The sequence below is a fragment of the Butyricimonas synergistica DSM 23225 genome, from assembly GCF_000379665.1.
Lineage (GTDB): Bacteria > Bacteroidota > Bacteroidia > Bacteroidales > Marinifilaceae > Butyricimonas > Butyricimonas synergistica.
Genome location: NZ_KB903359.1, coordinates 1,112,342 through 1,128,646, shown reverse-complemented (window position 1 = coordinate 1,128,646; position 16,305 = coordinate 1,112,342). Strand labels below are relative to the sequence as shown.

Here is a 16,305-nt window from a genome sequence, read left to right as displayed (position 1 = left end):
AAATTAACTTCTCGGGCAACCAGAGTCAAATGGGGAATTTTATTTCTTTTGCAGGTTGTCTGCTTTTGCTTTCAAACGGGCAGCTCTCTCTGCACTTCCGGGATGGGAAGAGAACATCTTTTGGATGCGTGTTGCCTTTTCGCCCCCGGCATTGGACAATTCTACCAGTTTGTTTAGTGCCTTGGACATGGCATACGGGTCGACATTCTGACGGAGGCAGAAATCAAAAGCGTAATCGTCTGCGGCATTCTCTTGTTTCTGAGAGAATTGAGCTCCCATAAAAGCTTCTGCCAGGTCGCCCAGCTGGGAATCGGTGAGCTTGGCAACCTTTTCGTTCATAGCTCCTGCCGCATTTTTGGCAGCAGAACGGAGATAAGCGTTTTTCATGGCATTCTTGGAATCGTGGTGAACGACGTGCCCGATCTCGTGCCCGATCACAGCGAGCACTTCGTCGTCGGTCATGATCTCCATTAACCCGGCACATACCCGGATACTCCCGTCACCACAAGCGAAAGCGTTTACGTCAATCACTTCATATACCCCGAAGTTTAATTTCAAACCATCTATTTTGGGAAAATTCGCCGTGATTTTGGCTAATCGTTTGCCTAATTCACTGTCCGGGGCAGCCAATTTGTTGTGGGTATCCATCCATTGCATATATTCTTTGCTCATGGCGGCAATGTCTTCATCGGAAAGGGTGATTGCCCCTGCCGCATCTTTCCCCGCTTGGATAGCTTTTTTCGTGTCGATTTTCATTTTGCCGATTTTGATTTGAGCTTGTGATGCGGTAATCCCCGCGAAAAAAAGAGCAAATATCAGTAATGTTTTCATTTCTAGTATTTTTAGTTATTACAAGTGTTTTATTTTATTTCTGAGGTCGTTTTTGTTTGACGCGCAAAATTATATATTTATTGCTGATGGGGCAATAGTTACGGATTATTTGAAAAATATTTTTGCCCGAATGGTACTTGTAAAGGAAATTATATTACCTTTGCATCGCTCAAGCAAACGGACTCGTAGCTTAATGGATAGAGCACTTGGTTACGGCCCAAGAGGTTGTGGGTTCGACTCCCGCCGAGTTCACGAAACCGCCCGAAGATTGATTCTCGGGCGGTTTTTTTGTATCTTTGAGAACTATATCCAAAGCATGACGAGTATGGCTAAAATTTCTTATACGGAAGATATTTTGAAAGACGGGTTCGAGCGAAGGGAGATCCCGTTGCGGGATGATTACGAGGGAAGGGCGATGAGTATGCTTGTGCGCCGTTTGGCTGTCCCGGGAAACGGGCAAGCCGTGTTGTATATCCACGGTTTTAACGATTATTTTTTCCAGAAAGAAATGGCTTTTCGCTTTAATGAACGGGGGATTCATTTTTACGCTTTGGATTTGAGAAAATACGGTCGTTCGTGGTTGCCTCACCAGAAGTTCAATGATATCCGGAATTTGAGGGCGTATTACGAGGAGATCGGGGAAGCGTTGAGAATCATCCGGGAGGAGGGAAGCCGTTATACCGTGCTCATGGGACATTCCACGGGAGGATTGATTGTCACGCTTTTTGCCAAAGAAAGAGCCGATAGAACTCTTTTCGATGCTATCGTGCTAAATAGCCCCTTCTTCGAATTCAACAAGAGCCGGATGGTACGGATGTTGTTGCCGTTGGTGGCTTTCATCGGAAAATATGTGCCCGAAGTGAAGATTGCGGGTGGATTTACCGAGGAATACGGGAAATATCTTCATCGCTCGTACCGAGGGGAATGGGAATATGACCTGACCTGGAAACCGCACGTGGCTCCCTGCATCAATCTAGGATGGGTGCGGGCAATCTATAAGGCTCAACGGGAATTGAAGAAGCCGTTCCGAGTCGCTCATCCTTTCCTCGTGCTACACTCGGAAAAGTCCGTTACCAACGAGAAGGACAAGGAACAAATACAAACCCGGGATTCTATCCTTAACGTGGAGGATATTAAACGGATTGCCCGCAATATTCGGGGGAAGGTCGATATGGTCGCTATTCCCGGCGGACTGCACGATCTGCTACTTTCCCGGAAAGAGGTTCGGGAGAAGGTGTACCGGGAGATATTTGTTTTTTTTAAATATTGCAACAAACCATAACTTAGTGACGTATGACTTGAAAATTACAGGTTGCAGGTTGAGTTGGTAGCTGTTAAGGTGTGATGAAGAAGATTGATGTCAACTTGTAGCCTGTAACTTGTAACTTTTAATTCGTGATGTCATGTTGTTGGGTATGTGGTTCTTGATGGGGGACGGATGAAGAAAAAAGGGACTCGCGCCTGGTTAATGGAGTATTTGGGTCATCATCGAAAGGATGCGCGAGTCCCGAGAGGCTCTTGATAGTTTCATCCCGTTAGTCCGCATTGGGGATGATTCGTCCTCTTTCTATGGTTGTAGTTAGTTTCGTTTAAAATAGTAGGGTCAGGGAATATGCTTCCCTAACCCCGTTTTCCTGACTAATAGCAAGGATGACTAATCCCTGCGTTAAACAATTTGTGAAAAAAAGAATGAACTGTGTAAACGGTGTCCAATAAGTACACCTGATTTGACTTTTGATCATTGCTACCCGGCAACGGGGCGTCGCACGACTTTTCCCCGCCGTTTCTACGAGAACAAGATATTGTTGGGGGAGCGTTGATGGTTACTATATTTTTCGGGTAAACTTCCATTATAATATGTTTTTATTAATATTTATCTTTCTTAATCTGATGTAAAGTTAAAAAAGAATATCCTGTTTTTGTAGGCGTAAATCAAGTGTCCGGGTTAACTTTTTTGCGGGAATTGTAGAACTCCGTTTTTTCATCCGGTCGAATGGCGGAAGGGAAGGAGATGCTCTGTAAACTTCCATTTTTTACAAGCGGGGAAATAAGTCTAATGTTGGATATTTATTTATGGAGGAAAATAGGATGTCTGGTGTCGAAAATAGTCATAATATACTGATTTTGTTGCGAAGGTTTCGGTTCGAAATCCCCTACTTTTGTAGTGGGTTGTTAAAAACTATTGCGTATGAACATGAAAGAAGTAACATTGTATGACGGTTTTCTTGCCGAATTGAGAAAGAGATTTCTGCGGGGAGCCGAGTTGACAAACGCGTTGGTGGATATGCTCTATATTGAGCGTGAGGCGGTCTACCGCAGGTTACGGGGTGAGGTTCCTTTTACTTTTATCGAGGTGATGACCATCTCGAAAGAGCTGGGAATCTCCCTCGATAATCTGACGTTGGCAGAAAAGGGAAAGAGCCGTCCTTTCCAATTAAAATTGGTAGAGTACGCTAATCCGGCAGATGCCGATTATAAGATGATGAGGGACTTTATCAATATGCTCGCAACGGTGAAAGACAGGGAAGATCTGGAGGCGGGACACTCGACGAATATCATTCCCCGGGCATTTTGTTATTATTATTCCAACATTACGCGTTTCTATCACTTCAAGTGGCTGTACCAGTATAGCCATGTTGATTCTTTGAAATCTTTTCGGGAGGTGGTAATATCGCCCAAGTTAGCCGAGATGCAGCAGGAATACTTACGGACTACACGGCAATTGAAATCGAATTATTTTATTTTTGATCATCTCGTTTTTCACTATCTTGTGACGGATATTAAGTTCTTTGCCAGCATCAATTTGATTGCACCCGACGAGGTACAGGCTTTAAAAGAGGAATTGATGCAATTGCTGGATGATATGGAACATTTTGCCGCAAAAGGACGTTTTAGCGATACGGGAAACGAGATGTTTATTTACTTGTCGAACATTAACCTCGACACGAATTATTGTTACCTGAGTACGGGCGATTTCCACTTGAGCATGCTGAAGGCGTTTACCTTGAATATGCTTATCTCGCGGGATGCTTATACCTTCGAGCGGCTACGGAGTTGGCTGCAATCTTTGAAGCGTTCCTCCACGTTGATAACGGTCAGCGGGGAAAAACAAAGGGTGATGTTCTTCGAGGAACAAAAACGGTTGATAGAAACTTTGTAGAGAGGTGAAAATTAAAAGTTAAAGGTTGATAGCAACATCAACCTTTAACTTTTAGTTTTTAATCCTGTTTATTTAAACAGCTTGTCCAATCCTTTCAGAATGTTGTTTTTAAGTTCTTTCCCGGCTTCTTTTTCTATTGATTTCAGCGCCTTGCTCAAGTCCGGGGTAACCGTGGGTTTCGACAAAGTACCGCCGATCTTCACGTCCACGTCGAGGGATTTGATGTTGTTGGCTCCGGGAATCGCTTTCAACACGTTGTCAATGTCTTTCCCGAAATATTTACGGGCGATGTTCATTGACATCACGTAGTCCATTTCGCCGTTCACCGTTTGTGTCCCCTGGAAAGTAGTCGGGTTGCCGGCAATGTTTGTCGTAAAAGGCTCTACCGTGATATTTCCGTTGTTGATCTTGAAATCTATTTTCAGATTTGCGATACTAAGACGGCTTAATTCGTCGTTTTTCAGCAAGTTGGCGAGTTGTAGCATGGCTGGATTATCCTTGATTAGGAATCCGGTTGTGGACAGACTGCCACCTCCGTTTGCCGTGGTCATGATGGGACTCATTTCTTTGTCTAGTTCGGAACTGAATTTCATGGCGGCGGAGATTTTACCACTGCAATTCATGGCAATAGGGATGCTTTCTTTGATGAAAGAGAAAGCGTGGTAAGTGGAAGTTATATCGATGTCCGAAGCCCGTAAGTTCAAGTCTACGGACGGTTTTGCCGGGTTGGCGGTATTGTACGATCCGTTCATCACGAGGTTGCCGTCGAGCATATCCATGCTCAAGTTTTTCAGTGTGGCGACACCCCCGTTTGTTTCAATGCTTCCCTTGATATTCTTGATAACTAGGCTGTCAAATAGAATCTGCTTGATGTTCGTGTTGAATGCCACTTGGATATTCTTGGGGATGGCTATTCCTTCTTCGGCTTCAGGGGAAGCCGGTTGAGTGGCAGTCGTGTTCTCGTTTTCGGCGGGAGCGGTTTCCGAACTGGAATTCGTGCTTGTCATGAATTCGTTCAGATTGATTGTGTTGGAAGTCAGCGTGAAGTTGCCCTTTAGTGTCTGGTCTTTAAACACGTAAGGCAGATAGTTCGACACATATCCTTGCAGGCTGAAGTCCGAAGACTTGATCTTCACCAGCAAATCCTTCAAGTTCAGACGTGCCGGGGTAATGGTTATTTCCCCTGACGGTACGGAAATGCCTTCCGGGAAATCCGCGCTTTTGAATAACACGTTTTTCAAGGCAATCTTCCCGTTTGCCGTGAATTTCTCGTATTGTTCCTTTTCGATGTACTGGTATTTGCCGTCAAAGGAGAGGTCTGTTGTCAACATCCCGTTGAGGGTAATATCTTTGAGGGGAAGTGCTTTTTTCAAGCTCTCGAAGTTGATAACGCCTTTCATGCCTCCCTTGAATGTCGGATCGTCCAAGTTGGAAACAAGCACGTTCATGCTGAATGGGTTGTTGGCAATCGTGAACGTGAGCGTACTTAGATTTGCCACGGTTTGCGCCACCGTTCCGCCAGGATTGGTGACGTTCAACTTGAGGTTGATTTTTTCTACCGATTCCGGCAACTCCGGGTATTTTAAGCTGGCATTCAGTATATTGAAATTTAAGTTGATCGCCGGAAGGTTATTTTCGTAATACTCGCCTTTGGCTTCCATGCTTAGCTGGAATTCCCCGGAAGTTTTCACTCCCTCTATTTCTTTCTGGAAATCCTTGGGTATCAAAGCGAGCAAGCTCTCGAATTTCGTGTCCGGGGCATTCAGTTTCAAATCCATTGTGTACTTGTCTTCTTTGATGCCGAGGCTGCCGATTAAATCGAGTTTTAAGTCATTGAGCGCCATATCATTTTTCTGGATGTCGAATTGCATATCTTTCAGATTGGCGGCGATGTCGGCTTGCCAGTTGAAGTCCGTGTTGTTGACCCACACGCTGTTTCCTTGGCATAGAGAGATATTTTTCAAGGAAAGCAGCACGTTCAGAATCGTGTTGGTTTCCGAGAAGTTTCCTTTTAGGTTCAAGTTCACCGCATCCACGTGGGCGAAGGTCGAAGCTTGATAATCTTTGTAATCCAATACTAGATTCCGGACTTCGATGTTGTTGAAAGCGACGGCTGTTTCCGAGTCGGGGTCAGCCGTTTCCTCCGGTACTGTTTCTTGGGTTGCCACTTCTGTCGTGTCAGAAGGCACCATGATGTCCCAGTTGGCTTTTCCTTCGGCATTTACTTTCGGGCTAAAAAGACAATCTTTCAATAATATGTTATTAATGATGATTTCATCCCCGGAAATAAGGGATTTCAAGTTCACGGAAGCCTCGAAATGCGGAATATTGACGAGGGTGTCACGTGTGTTATTCTCTTCCTTGGAGATCATTACGTTCTCGAGAGTGACGCTGAGGTTTGGAAAGTTTTTGAACATACTGAGGTTGACGTCACCGATAGCCAGTTCTGCCTGAATGTATTTAGAGGATTTTTCCTCGATTAGTCGAAGAATATCGCTCTTGAAAAAGACAGGGATAACCATGAGTGCGACGATAATCAGCACGATGATAATTGCTAGTGTGATAAATACTTTTTTCATGTCTTATATGTATTACGTGTGTGTTATTTTCAACTGCCAATGCTTGGCTATTGTTACAAAGTTATACAAATTATTTGAAGTAAGGTTTTATTTTTTGTAGTTTATATAACGGTAAAATCTTTTCTGAGTTCAGAATAGAGAAGTTTATTTTACCGAACTTTCGCTTGGCGTTGAAAATGAGTTGTACGTCTTCGTAAGCTAAATAGGGGTGTTTAAGTACTGCTTTGAATGTCATCGTGTCGAGGTCTTTTTGCCGGATAAGACTGGGATTCACGGTGAAACGGGCGAGGAGGGTATCTATATCGAGATACTGGAATTTGATTTCTTTTAATTGTTTGGGTGTGTGAAATCCCCCGAGACGTTCCCGGTAGCGGATGATTTTAGACGCGTAGTATGATCCTATTCCTCTTATCTTTACTAACGTGGAACTGTCAGCCGTGTTCAGTTCAATCGGGGAGGGAAGCGGTTTTGTCAGAGAAATTCCCGTCGTGTCGGATGTTGCCGGGGGGGTAAGCAGGAATAGAGGACATTCCCGTTCCCGGCTTGCCAAGGGTAACACGAAAAGAGCGAGAATCATGACGCTTAGAAAAATAATGCCCCTTTTTTCCGATCTCCTTAAAAACATGGTATCTATTTTAAACTATGAGTTGATAAATTAAGTGAATATTAACGAGAATTCCAAGTAATAGGGGCTAATTAAAAATATTATTACTTAAATAAGTTAGAATGAATATTTTATCCCGGTTTAGCGAAAAACCTATGAAAAAAGTTGAGAATAAATTTGTGAGAAAACTAAAAAGGTATACCTTTGCAACCGCAATTGAGAAACACAATTGAAGGATTCAGTAGCTCAGCCGGTAGAGCACAACACTTTTAATGTTGGGGTCCTGGGTTCGAGTCCCAGCTGGATCACGAAAGTAGAAATTAAACACTTGATAGTCAATAAATATCAGGTGTTTTTTTTTTGGTACCACGATGGTATCACAAGATTAACGATTGATGCGATAAATAATTATCGATAGGATCTGTGAATTTGGTTGCTAAATCTGTAATTTATCTACCATAATATACAAATTGGCTGTCTACCTTTGTATCATAACAATGAAAGGATAAAGTGATGAAAAAAATTATTTCAATATTAACATTCGTATTTTTCGCTATGACTTCATTTGTACAAAACGACGCTACTTGCATTTCCCACCAAAATGTATCGGTAGCAAAGTGAAATTTCGTTATGTTATTGATATGAAAACGTTAAGATGAATTATGAAAAAAGAAGTTGTTATTTGGATCGGGGCAGGAGAAATAGGTCTTGCTATTATTCGCCGTATCGGGACAGGTAAATATATCCTTGTTGCAGATAAGAATTTGGAAAAGGCACAAAGCATTGCTGCACTCTTGGAAAGAGTCGGATTTGATGCCATAGCACTAAGAACAGACCTTTCATCAAGAAATTCTATTCTTTCTGTGATAGATGAAGCACTAAAATACGGGGAAATCAAGTATTTAGTAAACTCCGCGGGAGTATCACCCAGCCAAGCATCAATAGAAACTATTTTGAAAGTGGACCTTTATGGGACTGCCGTGTTATTGGAAGAAGTAGGTAAGGTTATAGCCCCGGGAGGAAGTGGTGTAACTATTTCCAGCCAATCAGGACATCGGATGCCGGCACTATCGCCCGAAATAGATGAATTATTGGCAACAACACCTTCTGAAGATTTACTAAACCTTGAAGTTCTTCAAAAAGGAAACATTAAAGATACATTACATGCTTATCAAATGGCTAAAAGATGTAATGTAAAACGGGTTATGGCTGAAGCTGTCAAATGGGGAGAACGGGGGGCAAGGATTAATTCTATTTCTCCCGGTATTATAATCACCCCACTCGCCATGGACGAATTAAACGGCACACGTGGTGAGTTTTATAAAAATATGTTTGCCAGATGTCCCGCTGGCCGTCCGGGAACGGCAGATGAAATTGCACATGTTGCGGAACTTGTATTAAGTGAAAAAGGTGCTTTTATTACTGGGGCTGACTTTTTGGTTGACGGTGGAGCAACTGCATCGTATTTTTATGGACAACTTAAACCTAATAGCAATGAATGAATTTAGAATAGATTGTGCTCATCAAAGCTCAGATGAACTGGCTTTGGCAAAAGTACATGCCCAACTTGTGTTCCGGCTGAACCACACCATGCCAATGACTAAAGAATATGACTGTTTGCTTCATCAAATTTTCCCCACTATGGGGATGAATAGCAGAATAAATACTCCGCTAACGGTTATCCGCCCTCATAATGTAAAAATAGGAAATAACGTCATCATAATGAATGGCTGCTTGATGATGTCGGCTGGTGGTATTACTATTGACGACGATGTTCAGATAGCAGCCAATGTACAGCTTATATCGAATAACCACGATCTTGAAAACCGCATGGTTATCACTTGCAAGCCTGTACACATTTGCACAAGAGCATGGATTGGCGCGGGAGCAACCATTCTTCCGGGTGTGACAGTCGGGGAAAACAGCGTAGTCGGGGCAGGCAGTGTCGTTACGCGTGATGTAGAAGCAAATACCATAGTCGTGGGAAATCCGGCACGTGTAATTAGAAGAATATAAACAGGTAGTGAATATGAAACAGAAAATATTTTCTATAGCATTCTTGACCGCACGGGCCTTATAGACTTTATGAACCTTATGAACCAGAGGATGTGTTTTGACACATCCTCAACCTTGGAATGTTTATTTTTAATTGTTTATATAATTCAAGAATAATGCTTGTATTCTTCTCTCTTCGGAGAGTCTTCGTTTCCTTGCCATATTAACCCTATTCTCGTGTATTTGTGTTATGGTGTGGCAGTGCATGGGCTTTGGTTAATTAAGGATTACATCTTTGGATGTACGATTGATTGGTTAAAGTTTGGTTTGAAAAACAATATTTATTGTACCTTTGTCTTTGTAAAAAAGATATATTACAATGAGTTCCGGGACTATATTTATCGTTATTATTGTTTTTCTCTGTCTGGATTTTGTCTTTGAGCGGGTGTTGGAGTATTTGAATGCCAAGCATATGTCGCCCATGTTGCCTGAAAGTCTGAAAGGAATATATGATGAACAGGAATATAGGCGTTTCCAGTCTTACAAGCGGGAGAACGGGCGGCTGGACAGTTGGAGTTCGGGATTCGGGTTTGTCGTGATGATGCTTTTCCTGTTGGCGGGCGGTTTCGGGTGGTACAACGGTTGGGTGGTCGCCCAGACCGATAGTGCCGTGTGGCAGACGATTCTTTTCGTGGTAGGGCTTTCGCTGGCTTCTTCCGTTTTGGATATTCCTTTTGATTATTACGGTACGTTCCGGATCGAGGAAAAATACGGGTTCAACAAAACTACGAGGAAAACGTTTTGGCTGGACACGGTGAAAGAATTGTTGCTTTCGCTCGTGATGGGAGGCGTCCTACTGGCGCTTGTCGTGTGGTTCTACACGTGGGCGGGCACTTCTTTTTGGTTGTACGCGTGGGGTGCCGTGACGGTGTTTTCCCTTTTCATGGGAATGTTTTATTCCCAGTTGATCGTGCCTTTGTTTAACAAGCAGACCCCGTTACAAGAGGGGAGTTTGCGGGATAAAATTCAGGCATTTGCCGGGAAAGTAGGGTTCAAGTTGGATAATATATACGTGATTGACGGTTCGAAGCGCTCGACAAAGGCAAACGCTTATTTCACGGGATTAGGGCCAAAGAAACGAGTGGTTTTGTACGACACTTTGATCGACAATCTTACAGAAGAGGAGATCGTTGCCGTGCTGGCTCACGAGATCGGGCACTACAAGAAACGGCATACGCTGCGTTCGATGGGATTCTCTATCGTGCAGACGGGTGTCATTCTTTGGTTGTTTTCCCTCTGCGTGAATAATGCCGCGCTGTCGGGGGCTCTGGGAGGCGATCAGGCTTATTTTCAGTTGGGGTTGATGGCTTTCGCGATTCTTTATTCGCCGGTCAATTTGATTTTGGGTATCGGGATGAACGTGTGGTCTCGAAAGAACGAATATGAAGCCGATGCCTTTGCCGCGCTGCATCACGAGGGGGATTACCTCGTGTCGGGGTTGAAGAAAATATCGGTAAAGGCTTTGAGCAATTTGACCCCTCACCCGTTGTACGAGTATATTTATTATTCTCATCCTTCTTTATTGAAACGGGTAAAAGCGATAAAACGTATTCACGAATAAAAAGATAAATCCATGAAAGCGATTATTATTACCATCGGTGACGAGATCCTGTTAGGACAAATACTGGACACGAATTCACAATATATTTCGAAGCAATTAACCCGTTTGGGTGCAGAAGTGATGGATATCTTATCTATTGCCGACCAGCGGGAAGAGATATGCCATTGGGTGGATTACGCCATGAACCAAGCGGAGCTGGTGATCGTGACCGGGGGACTGGGACCAACGAAAGACGATGTTACCAAGAAGGTTTTGGCAGACTATTTCAATACTCGTCTGGTGATGAACGAGGAGGTGTTGAAATGGATCGAGAAATTGCTGGAAAACGGCGGCATGAATATGAATGAGGCTAACCGTAGCCAAGCTCTCCAACCGGAAACGGCAAAGATACTGTTCAACCGTAAGGGCACGGCTTCCGGGATGTGGTTCGAGCGGGACGGTAAAGTGCTCGTTTCTTTGCCGGGCGTGCCTTTCGAGATGGAAGACCTGATGATGCAGAGCGTGATTCCCGAGTTGCAACGTTTGTTCCCGCGCTTGCAATTGGATTTTCGGATGCTGAAAGTGTACGATATCCCGGAATCGGAACTGGCTATTCTTTTGAGCCGATGGGAAGAGGTGCTGCCTGACGGTTTCGGTTTGGCTTATTTGCCTTCACCGGGATTTGTCATGTTGCGCCTGACGGCGAAGGGGGCACAAGTGTACAACCTGGAAGCCCGTTTCGATAGTTTGAAAGAGGCGCTGGAAGGATTGCATTATACCGAGGGTGAGAGCGGGGGTACGGAACGGGAGTTAGGGGAGTTATTATTAATGAAAGGGAGGACGTTGTCCACTGCCGAGAGTTGCACGGGTGGAAATATCGCTGCCCAGTTGACTTCTATTGCCGGGGCTTCTGCTTATTTCAGGGGAAGCGTGGTCGCTTATGCTAATGACGTGAAAGAACGGGTGTTGGGAGTACATCCGGGGGATTTGGAACAATTCGGGGCGGTCAGTGAACCCGTGGTGCGCCAGATGGCAGAGGGAGTACGTCGTTTGATTGGTACCGATTATGCTGTTTCCACGTCCGGGATTGCAGGTCCCACGGGTGGTACGCCGGGGAAGCCGGTCGGTACTGTCTGGATTGGGGTTGCCGGTCCCGAGAGGACGATAGCCCGGAAATTCACTTTCTCGTTTACCCGTGAAAGAAATATTGGTAAAGCTACCGTGAAGGCTATCGAGATGGTCATCGAGGAGATACGGAATGGAAATCGGTAATACAAAAATAGTTGAAGAGGAAGGGGAGTTTTGGAATACAATTCTACTTCGGCAAGCTTTTCTGTCATTAAAATAGGCAATCTAAACAGACAGTTGTGTGTCCGTGACGTGCTTTTCTTTGTGAGGAAAGGCTTTGTCAAATTCTTCGGTTTCTTCTTCTGTCACGAAGAACACGGGGTCTTCGTAGAATTTTCCGGAGATACCGGTGAGGCTTCCGGTGGTTAATTCCAGAATCATGAAGGGGTCGAAATTTACTCCCTCGTGAGTGGTGATGTGGAATTGTGCCGCGTTCACGAAGCCGAAGCGATGATAGTATGAGGGGTTGCCGAGAAGGGCGATCGCTTTGAAGCCCATTTGCCGGGCAACGTTTTTTGTGTGTTCTATCAACTGTGAACCGATACTTTGTCCCTGCACTTCGGGCGACACGCAGATGGGTCCCAGGCAAAGGATTTCGTGTACTTCGCCTTGTTCGTCAACGACTTTGGCACAGGTACTTATGACGTGCCCCACGATCTTTCCCTTGTGTTCGGCAACGAAGTCCAGTTCGTGAATAAAGCAATCCGCTTCCCGGAGTTTGTGGAGCACGAAATGCTCCGATGCTCCCGGTTGGTACACGTCCCAGAACGCTTCTCGTGTCATGTTTTCGACGTATGCGTAGTCTTTCTCTTGTTCTTGTCTGATTGTTATTTTCATGTTTTTTCTTTTTCGTGTATTAGTTTTTAATTCCGATGTAGAACACGTAACCATAATATGATTTGTATTCTTGGTAAATGTTGGCTTCGTCCAATTCTCGTGTGGCAAAGTCACGGGCAGCTTGGCTATACCCGTGTCTTTGGAGAAATGCTTCGGCGTGTTTCCGCATGGGACGGAAAAAGTTCTCCGTCCAGCAGTTTTCCGGTAGCACGAAATGTGCCACGGGGGTATATCCTGCCTGTTCCATTTGTTTCACCTTGTTGGAAACGAGGTCTATTTCACTGTAATTGAACGTCCAGAAACGGTCGATTTTTTCCGGGCGGGTAGGTGTCAGTCAAGATACTTCCGAAACGACAATCATGCCTCCCGGTTTCAAGAATTTTTTCCATTCATTCAACCCTTTCCGGAATCCTATATTATAGATCGACCCTTCAGCCCAGAGCAAGTCCATCTCGTTCTCCTTGAAGGGTAATTCCGCCATAGAGCCCGTGATTCCCGTTACCCGGTCGCTGAAACCCTGTTGTTTCATCCGTTCGTTCACCCGTGCGATCATTCGGGGAAGCAGGTCGATGGCGATGATGTTTCCCTGTGTATTTGCTGCTAGAGTCAAGGTCTGTCCTCCGGCACCACAGCCGATGTCGGCAATTTTGGATTCCGGGGAGAGGTTGTTGATAAAGCTTAATGCCAGTTTGGTAACCTCTTCGCTACCGGGACCTTGACGGTCTAAGGGTAGAAAAAAATCCTCGATCATTGCCATGTCGAAGTCTGCGACTAATTTTAATTCTTCTTCCATGATGTAATTGTGTTTAAATATAACGATTGTTTTTGAATCTCACGCTTTTTGGGCATAAAGATTCGGTCTATAATTGTTGAAGCACCCGTGGATGCGCTCAAAATAGAAATAAGTCAATAGAAATTATCCCCGAATGAGATTCTCGGGTTTGAGTGGTCCAGCCTGAAAGATTACAGGCTGTTAATTATGCATTTATCTTCTTAGAATTTGTTGTTTTCAAAAAGCGATTATTTTATTTTCAAATACAAAGATAGTGTTTTTGCTTACAAAATGCGTGAGTTTACTGGTTTATTTGTTATCGATTATTCATCAAATAGATGGCACCCCCGAGTAACAGAAGTCCTAAAATGACTGTGAATACGATCTTTAAGGTGCTGTACGGGCGGTCGCCGGTAACATCTCCGTTTCTTCCGTTCACGAAAAAATGATACACTTTCTTGCCATACGTGTAGGATGACATATACACGGGGAGTAATATCAGTTTGAATTTGACGTCATTGAACCGGGTGTTTCTGGATAAAATCCTTTGCCTATCACCACCGATGTCACGCCGGATGGCGGACTCTATTTCAGTTGCCATTTTGCCTTGGGCGATTTCAAATCCTTGGGTAAGGTTTAATATATATTTTTCGGTGACGAAACCGCTCAAGAAACGGTTGTCCATCTCCATGAGGTTTTCCGTGTCCCAATCCTCGATCTTTGCCACGACTTGCGAGGCGATTAGCTTGGATGCAGGCACCATCACGTCGTCGAAAAAGAGGGAAATATGCCCGCTTCGGAAAGTCCATCTGGTACGGGTTTCCGTGCGCCTGTTCTTGCCTGTACCTACCGTGACGGTGTACGTGATGCCCCGTTGTCCGGTGTATTCCGTTTCCGTTTGGGCGTCATATGTCCAGCAGGGAATATATACTCCTTGTAGTTTCTCCGAGCACCGGGCTCTTTCCTTTAGTTTGCCGGGGGCAAACCATAATTTGCGTAACCATTTGTAGAGGTAATCGTCTATTTCTTTGCCAGATACCTGAAATGGTAGCAGATATGACGGTTTAATCAACCGTTCATAATGTACGTCGGCTTCGATCAAGGGTGTGCTGCAGTATGGGCACTCCATGGATTTCATGTTCTCGTCGAACGTTGATTCCGCTCCGCATTTACGGCATTTGACTACATTCGTGTTTTGCGTGTTGATCTCTTCGTAATGCTCGATGTACTGCGTGTAGTCCAACTCGTTTATGTCGACGACTAATTTTGTTTCTATCGGGGTGTCCGACCCGCAATAGTCACAATGCAGGAATGCTGTTCCCGGTTCATATTTCAAGGCTGCCCCACAACATTCGCACACGAATGTTTCACCCGTCAGCGGGTTGTTTTCAGTTTCGTCCGTCATGTCTTATTCCTGTTTTGGAAGCGGGGGAGGGGTCATTGTCCATAGACTTTGTAAATCTGCCTGTTCGCTCGCGAGAACCCACGCGGACAGTCCCTTTTTCCAAACCAGTGTATCGCGATTCAGAACTTGTTTTTCAACCAGTTCTTCCAGTTGGCTTAAGTTGAAGGGACCTGCTTGTTGACCGTCGATCGCCACGTAATACAAGGTTTCTCCAGGTAACGGTGGGGGTGTGGCTTGTTCGTTTTGCTTGCTCGACGAGTTCATCATACTTTGGGTCATTTGTTGTGCCATAGCGATACCTGCGCCTAAGCCTACGCCAGTCCCCGCTGCTCCGGAGGGATTCTCGGCGGCTACTTCCATGGCTTTAGCGGCTTTCAGTGCGGTCAGTTTATTCAAGTCAATTTTATCTAGGCGGCTGAGTTCGAATATTTCTTTCTTCACGTCGTCCGGCATTGAGATATTCTCGATCAGAAATTTGGTTACTTCCATCCCGTAAGCAGCGAAGTCACCCTGCATATAGCTGAAAATAGCGTCAGACAGTTCGTTCAAGTTAGATGCGTAATTCTCTATCGGTAAGTTCGATTCGCCCGTGGCATCGGAGAAACGGGTGACGATGATGCTTTTCAATTGTTCGCAAATATGCTGGGTCGTGAACGATTGGTTGGTTCCCACGATTTCCCGGATGAAGACGGGTGCATCGGTAATTTTGAACGTGTAGATGCCGAAAGCCCGGATTTCAACCATACCGAAACGGTTGTCATTCACTATAATGGCGTTTTTCGTTCCCCATTTTTGGTCGATGAAGTTTTTCGTGCTCACGAAGTATACTTCTGCCTTGAACGGACTGTTGAACCCGTATTTCCAGCCCTTTAGCGTGCTTAATATCGGTAGGTTCTCCGTGTTGAGAGTATATGTCCCCGGGGTGAATATATCCGCTACTTGCCCCTCATTAATAAAAACTGCCGTCTGTCCTTCCCTGACGATAAGTTTGGCGTTGTTTTTTATCTCGTTGCCGTATCGCTCGAAGCGGTAAACGATGGTATCCTGGGTATTGTCCAGAAATTCGATGATGTCTATGAACTCACCTCTAAGTTTATCGAAAAGACCCATATATTTTACTTTTAGTGTTATTGTAATTTCACCCCAAATATAGTTTTTTTCGTGGTATGTTTTCGATTCGTTTGCTGTAACCTTATCTTTTTTCACTGAAATCCTTGGGTAATCCCAAGGTTATACTACCTTAACGTACTTTCAACCCGGATTCTGTACAGTTATTTCGCCGTCCGGCAGTGGTGTTGTAAGTGTGTTGAAAGAGTCCAGTAACCGGGGTGAGGTAGTATTACTTTGGGAATACGGGGGAAGAACTTACTTTTTTCGTTTAACTAATATGGGGT

The 16,305-nt window shown here is 44.5% G+C and carries 12 protein-coding genes, 2 tRNA genes and 1 pseudogene; 8 read left to right on the top strand and 7 right to left on the bottom strand.

The window, feature by feature from the left end; translation table 11 throughout:
* Window positions 1-39: 39 nt before the first annotated feature.
* Window positions 40-831: a M48 family metallopeptidase gene (locus A3CY_RS0104940; RefSeq protein WP_018336797.1), complete on the bottom strand. Its 792-nt coding sequence runs from the start codon at window positions 829-831 to the stop codon at window positions 40-42.
* Window positions 832-1,010: 179 nt separating this feature from the next.
* Between A3CY_RS0104940 and A3CY_RS0104935 the strand changes: the two genes are divergently transcribed.
* The 3 genes from A3CY_RS0104935 to A3CY_RS0104925 all read left to right on the top strand — a co-directional run bounded on the left by A3CY_RS0104935 (window position 1,011) and on the right by A3CY_RS0104925 (window position 3,991).
* A tRNA-Arg gene (locus tag A3CY_RS0104935) sits at window positions 1,011-1,083 on the top strand.
* 73 nt (window positions 1,084-1,156) lie between these two features.
* Complete coding sequence (locus A3CY_RS0104930; RefSeq protein ID WP_051082704.1) at window positions 1,157-2,113, top strand: alpha/beta hydrolase; 957 nt, start codon at window positions 1,157-1,159, stop codon at window positions 2,111-2,113.
* A gap of 906 nt (window positions 2,114-3,019) precedes the next feature.
* Window positions 3,020-3,991: a hypothetical protein gene (locus A3CY_RS0104925; protein WP_018336795.1), complete on the top strand. Its 972-nt coding sequence runs from the start codon at window positions 3,020-3,022 to the stop codon at window positions 3,989-3,991.
* Window positions 3,992-4,059: 68 nt separating this feature from the next.
* On the opposite strand, the gene A3CY_RS0104920 is transcribed toward A3CY_RS0104925, so the two are convergent.
* Together A3CY_RS0104920 and A3CY_RS0104915 are read right to left on the bottom strand one after the other, a co-directional pair.
* On the bottom strand, window positions 4,060-6,570 hold the full coding sequence (locus A3CY_RS0104920) for an AsmA family protein (protein ID WP_018336794.1): 2,511 nt from the start codon (window positions 6,568-6,570) through the stop codon (window positions 4,060-4,062).
* 70 nt (window positions 6,571-6,640) lie between these two features.
* Window positions 6,641-7,195 (bottom strand): ComEA family DNA-binding protein, encoded by a 555-nt coding sequence (locus A3CY_RS0104915; protein WP_026207317.1) that lies wholly within the window; start codon window positions 7,193-7,195, stop codon window positions 6,641-6,643.
* A 214-nt stretch (window positions 7,196-7,409) separates the two neighbouring features.
* Between A3CY_RS0104915 and A3CY_RS0104905 the strand changes: the two genes are divergently transcribed.
* The 5 genes from A3CY_RS0104905 (at window position 7,410) to A3CY_RS0104885 (ending at window position 12,041) form a co-directional block, all read left to right on the top strand.
* Window positions 7,410-7,482: transfer RNA gene (locus A3CY_RS0104905), tRNA-Lys, on the top strand.
* Window positions 7,483-7,836: 354 nt separating this feature from the next.
* Complete coding sequence (locus A3CY_RS0104900) at window positions 7,837-8,676, top strand: SDR family oxidoreductase (protein ID WP_018336791.1); 840 nt, start codon at window positions 7,837-7,839, stop codon at window positions 8,674-8,676.
* Window positions 8,669-9,190 carry a DapH/DapD/GlmU-related protein gene (locus tag A3CY_RS0104895; protein WP_018336790.1) on the top strand — a complete coding sequence of 174 codons (522 nt, stop codon included), beginning with the start codon at window positions 8,669-8,671 and terminating at the stop codon, window positions 9,188-9,190. The genes A3CY_RS0104900 and A3CY_RS0104895 overlap by 8 nt, the downstream gene beginning before the upstream one ends.
* Window positions 9,191-9,548: 358 nt before the next feature.
* Window positions 9,549-10,790: a M48 family metallopeptidase gene (locus tag A3CY_RS0104890; RefSeq protein ID WP_018336789.1), complete on the top strand. Its 1,242-nt coding sequence runs from the start codon at window positions 9,549-9,551 to the stop codon at window positions 10,788-10,790.
* A 12-nt stretch (window positions 10,791-10,802) separates the two neighbouring features.
* Window positions 10,803-12,041 (top strand): competence/damage-inducible protein A, encoded by a 1,239-nt coding sequence (locus tag A3CY_RS0104885; protein WP_018336788.1) that lies wholly within the window; start codon window positions 10,803-10,805, stop codon window positions 12,039-12,041.
* An 81-nt stretch (window positions 12,042-12,122) separates the two neighbouring features.
* Here the strand turns inward: A3CY_RS0104885 and A3CY_RS0104880 are convergent, their stop codons facing one another.
* The 4 genes and pseudogenes from A3CY_RS0104880 to A3CY_RS0104865 form a co-directional block, all read right to left on the bottom strand.
* Entirely contained in the window at window positions 12,123-12,734 is a 612-nt protein-coding gene (locus A3CY_RS0104880) for a GNAT family N-acetyltransferase (RefSeq protein WP_018336787.1), read from the bottom strand.
* Between the two features lie 19 nt (window positions 12,735-12,753).
* Window positions 12,754-13,527: pseudogene (locus A3CY_RS20265) on the bottom strand (class I SAM-dependent methyltransferase).
* A gap of 295 nt (window positions 13,528-13,822) precedes the next feature.
* Complete coding sequence (locus tag A3CY_RS0104870) at window positions 13,823-14,911, bottom strand: hypothetical protein (protein ID WP_018336784.1); 1,089 nt, start codon at window positions 14,909-14,911, stop codon at window positions 13,823-13,825.
* A gap of 3 nt (window positions 14,912-14,914) precedes the next feature.
* Complete coding sequence (locus A3CY_RS0104865; RefSeq protein ID WP_018336783.1) at window positions 14,915-16,021, bottom strand: SPFH domain-containing protein; 1,107 nt, start codon at window positions 16,019-16,021, stop codon at window positions 14,915-14,917.
* Between the last annotated feature and the right edge of the window lie 284 nt (window positions 16,022-16,305).

What these genes read in the sequence shown, in the direction of transcription:
- A3CY_RS0104940 (WP_018336797.1), bottom strand. Translation starts at nt 831, where the DNA reads ATGAAAACATTACTGATATTTGCTCTTTTTTTCGCGGGGATTACCGCA.
- A3CY_RS0104930 (WP_051082704.1), top strand. Translation starts at nt 1,157, where the DNA reads ATGGCTAAAATTTCTTATACGGAAGATATTTTGAAAGACGGGTTCGAG.
- A3CY_RS0104925 (WP_018336795.1), top strand. Translation starts at nt 3,020, where the DNA reads ATGAACATGAAAGAAGTAACATTGTATGACGGTTTTCTTGCCGAATTG.
- A3CY_RS0104920 (WP_018336794.1), bottom strand. Translation starts at nt 6,570, where the DNA reads ATGAAAAAAGTATTTATCACACTAGCAATTATCATCGTGCTGATTATC.
- A3CY_RS0104915 (WP_026207317.1), bottom strand. Translation starts at nt 7,195, where the DNA reads ATGTTTTTAAGGAGATCGGAAAAAAGGGGCATTATTTTTCTAAGCGTC.
- A3CY_RS0104900 (WP_018336791.1), top strand. Translation starts at nt 7,837, where the DNA reads ATGAAAAAAGAAGTTGTTATTTGGATCGGGGCAGGAGAAATAGGTCTT.
- A3CY_RS0104895 (WP_018336790.1), top strand. Translation starts at nt 8,669, where the DNA reads ATGAATGAATTTAGAATAGATTGTGCTCATCAAAGCTCAGATGAACTG.
- A3CY_RS0104890 (WP_018336789.1), top strand. Translation starts at nt 9,549, where the DNA reads ATGAGTTCCGGGACTATATTTATCGTTATTATTGTTTTTCTCTGTCTG.
- A3CY_RS0104885 (WP_018336788.1), top strand. Translation starts at nt 10,803, where the DNA reads ATGAAAGCGATTATTATTACCATCGGTGACGAGATCCTGTTAGGACAA.
- A3CY_RS0104880 (WP_018336787.1), bottom strand. Translation starts at nt 12,734, where the DNA reads ATGAAAATAACAATCAGACAAGAACAAGAGAAAGACTACGCATACGTC.
- A3CY_RS0104870 (WP_018336784.1), bottom strand. Translation starts at nt 14,911, where the DNA reads ATGACGGACGAAACTGAAAACAACCCGCTGACGGGTGAAACATTCGTG.
- A3CY_RS0104865 (WP_018336783.1), bottom strand. Translation starts at nt 16,021, where the DNA reads ATGGGTCTTTTCGATAAACTTAGAGGTGAGTTCATAGACATCATCGAA.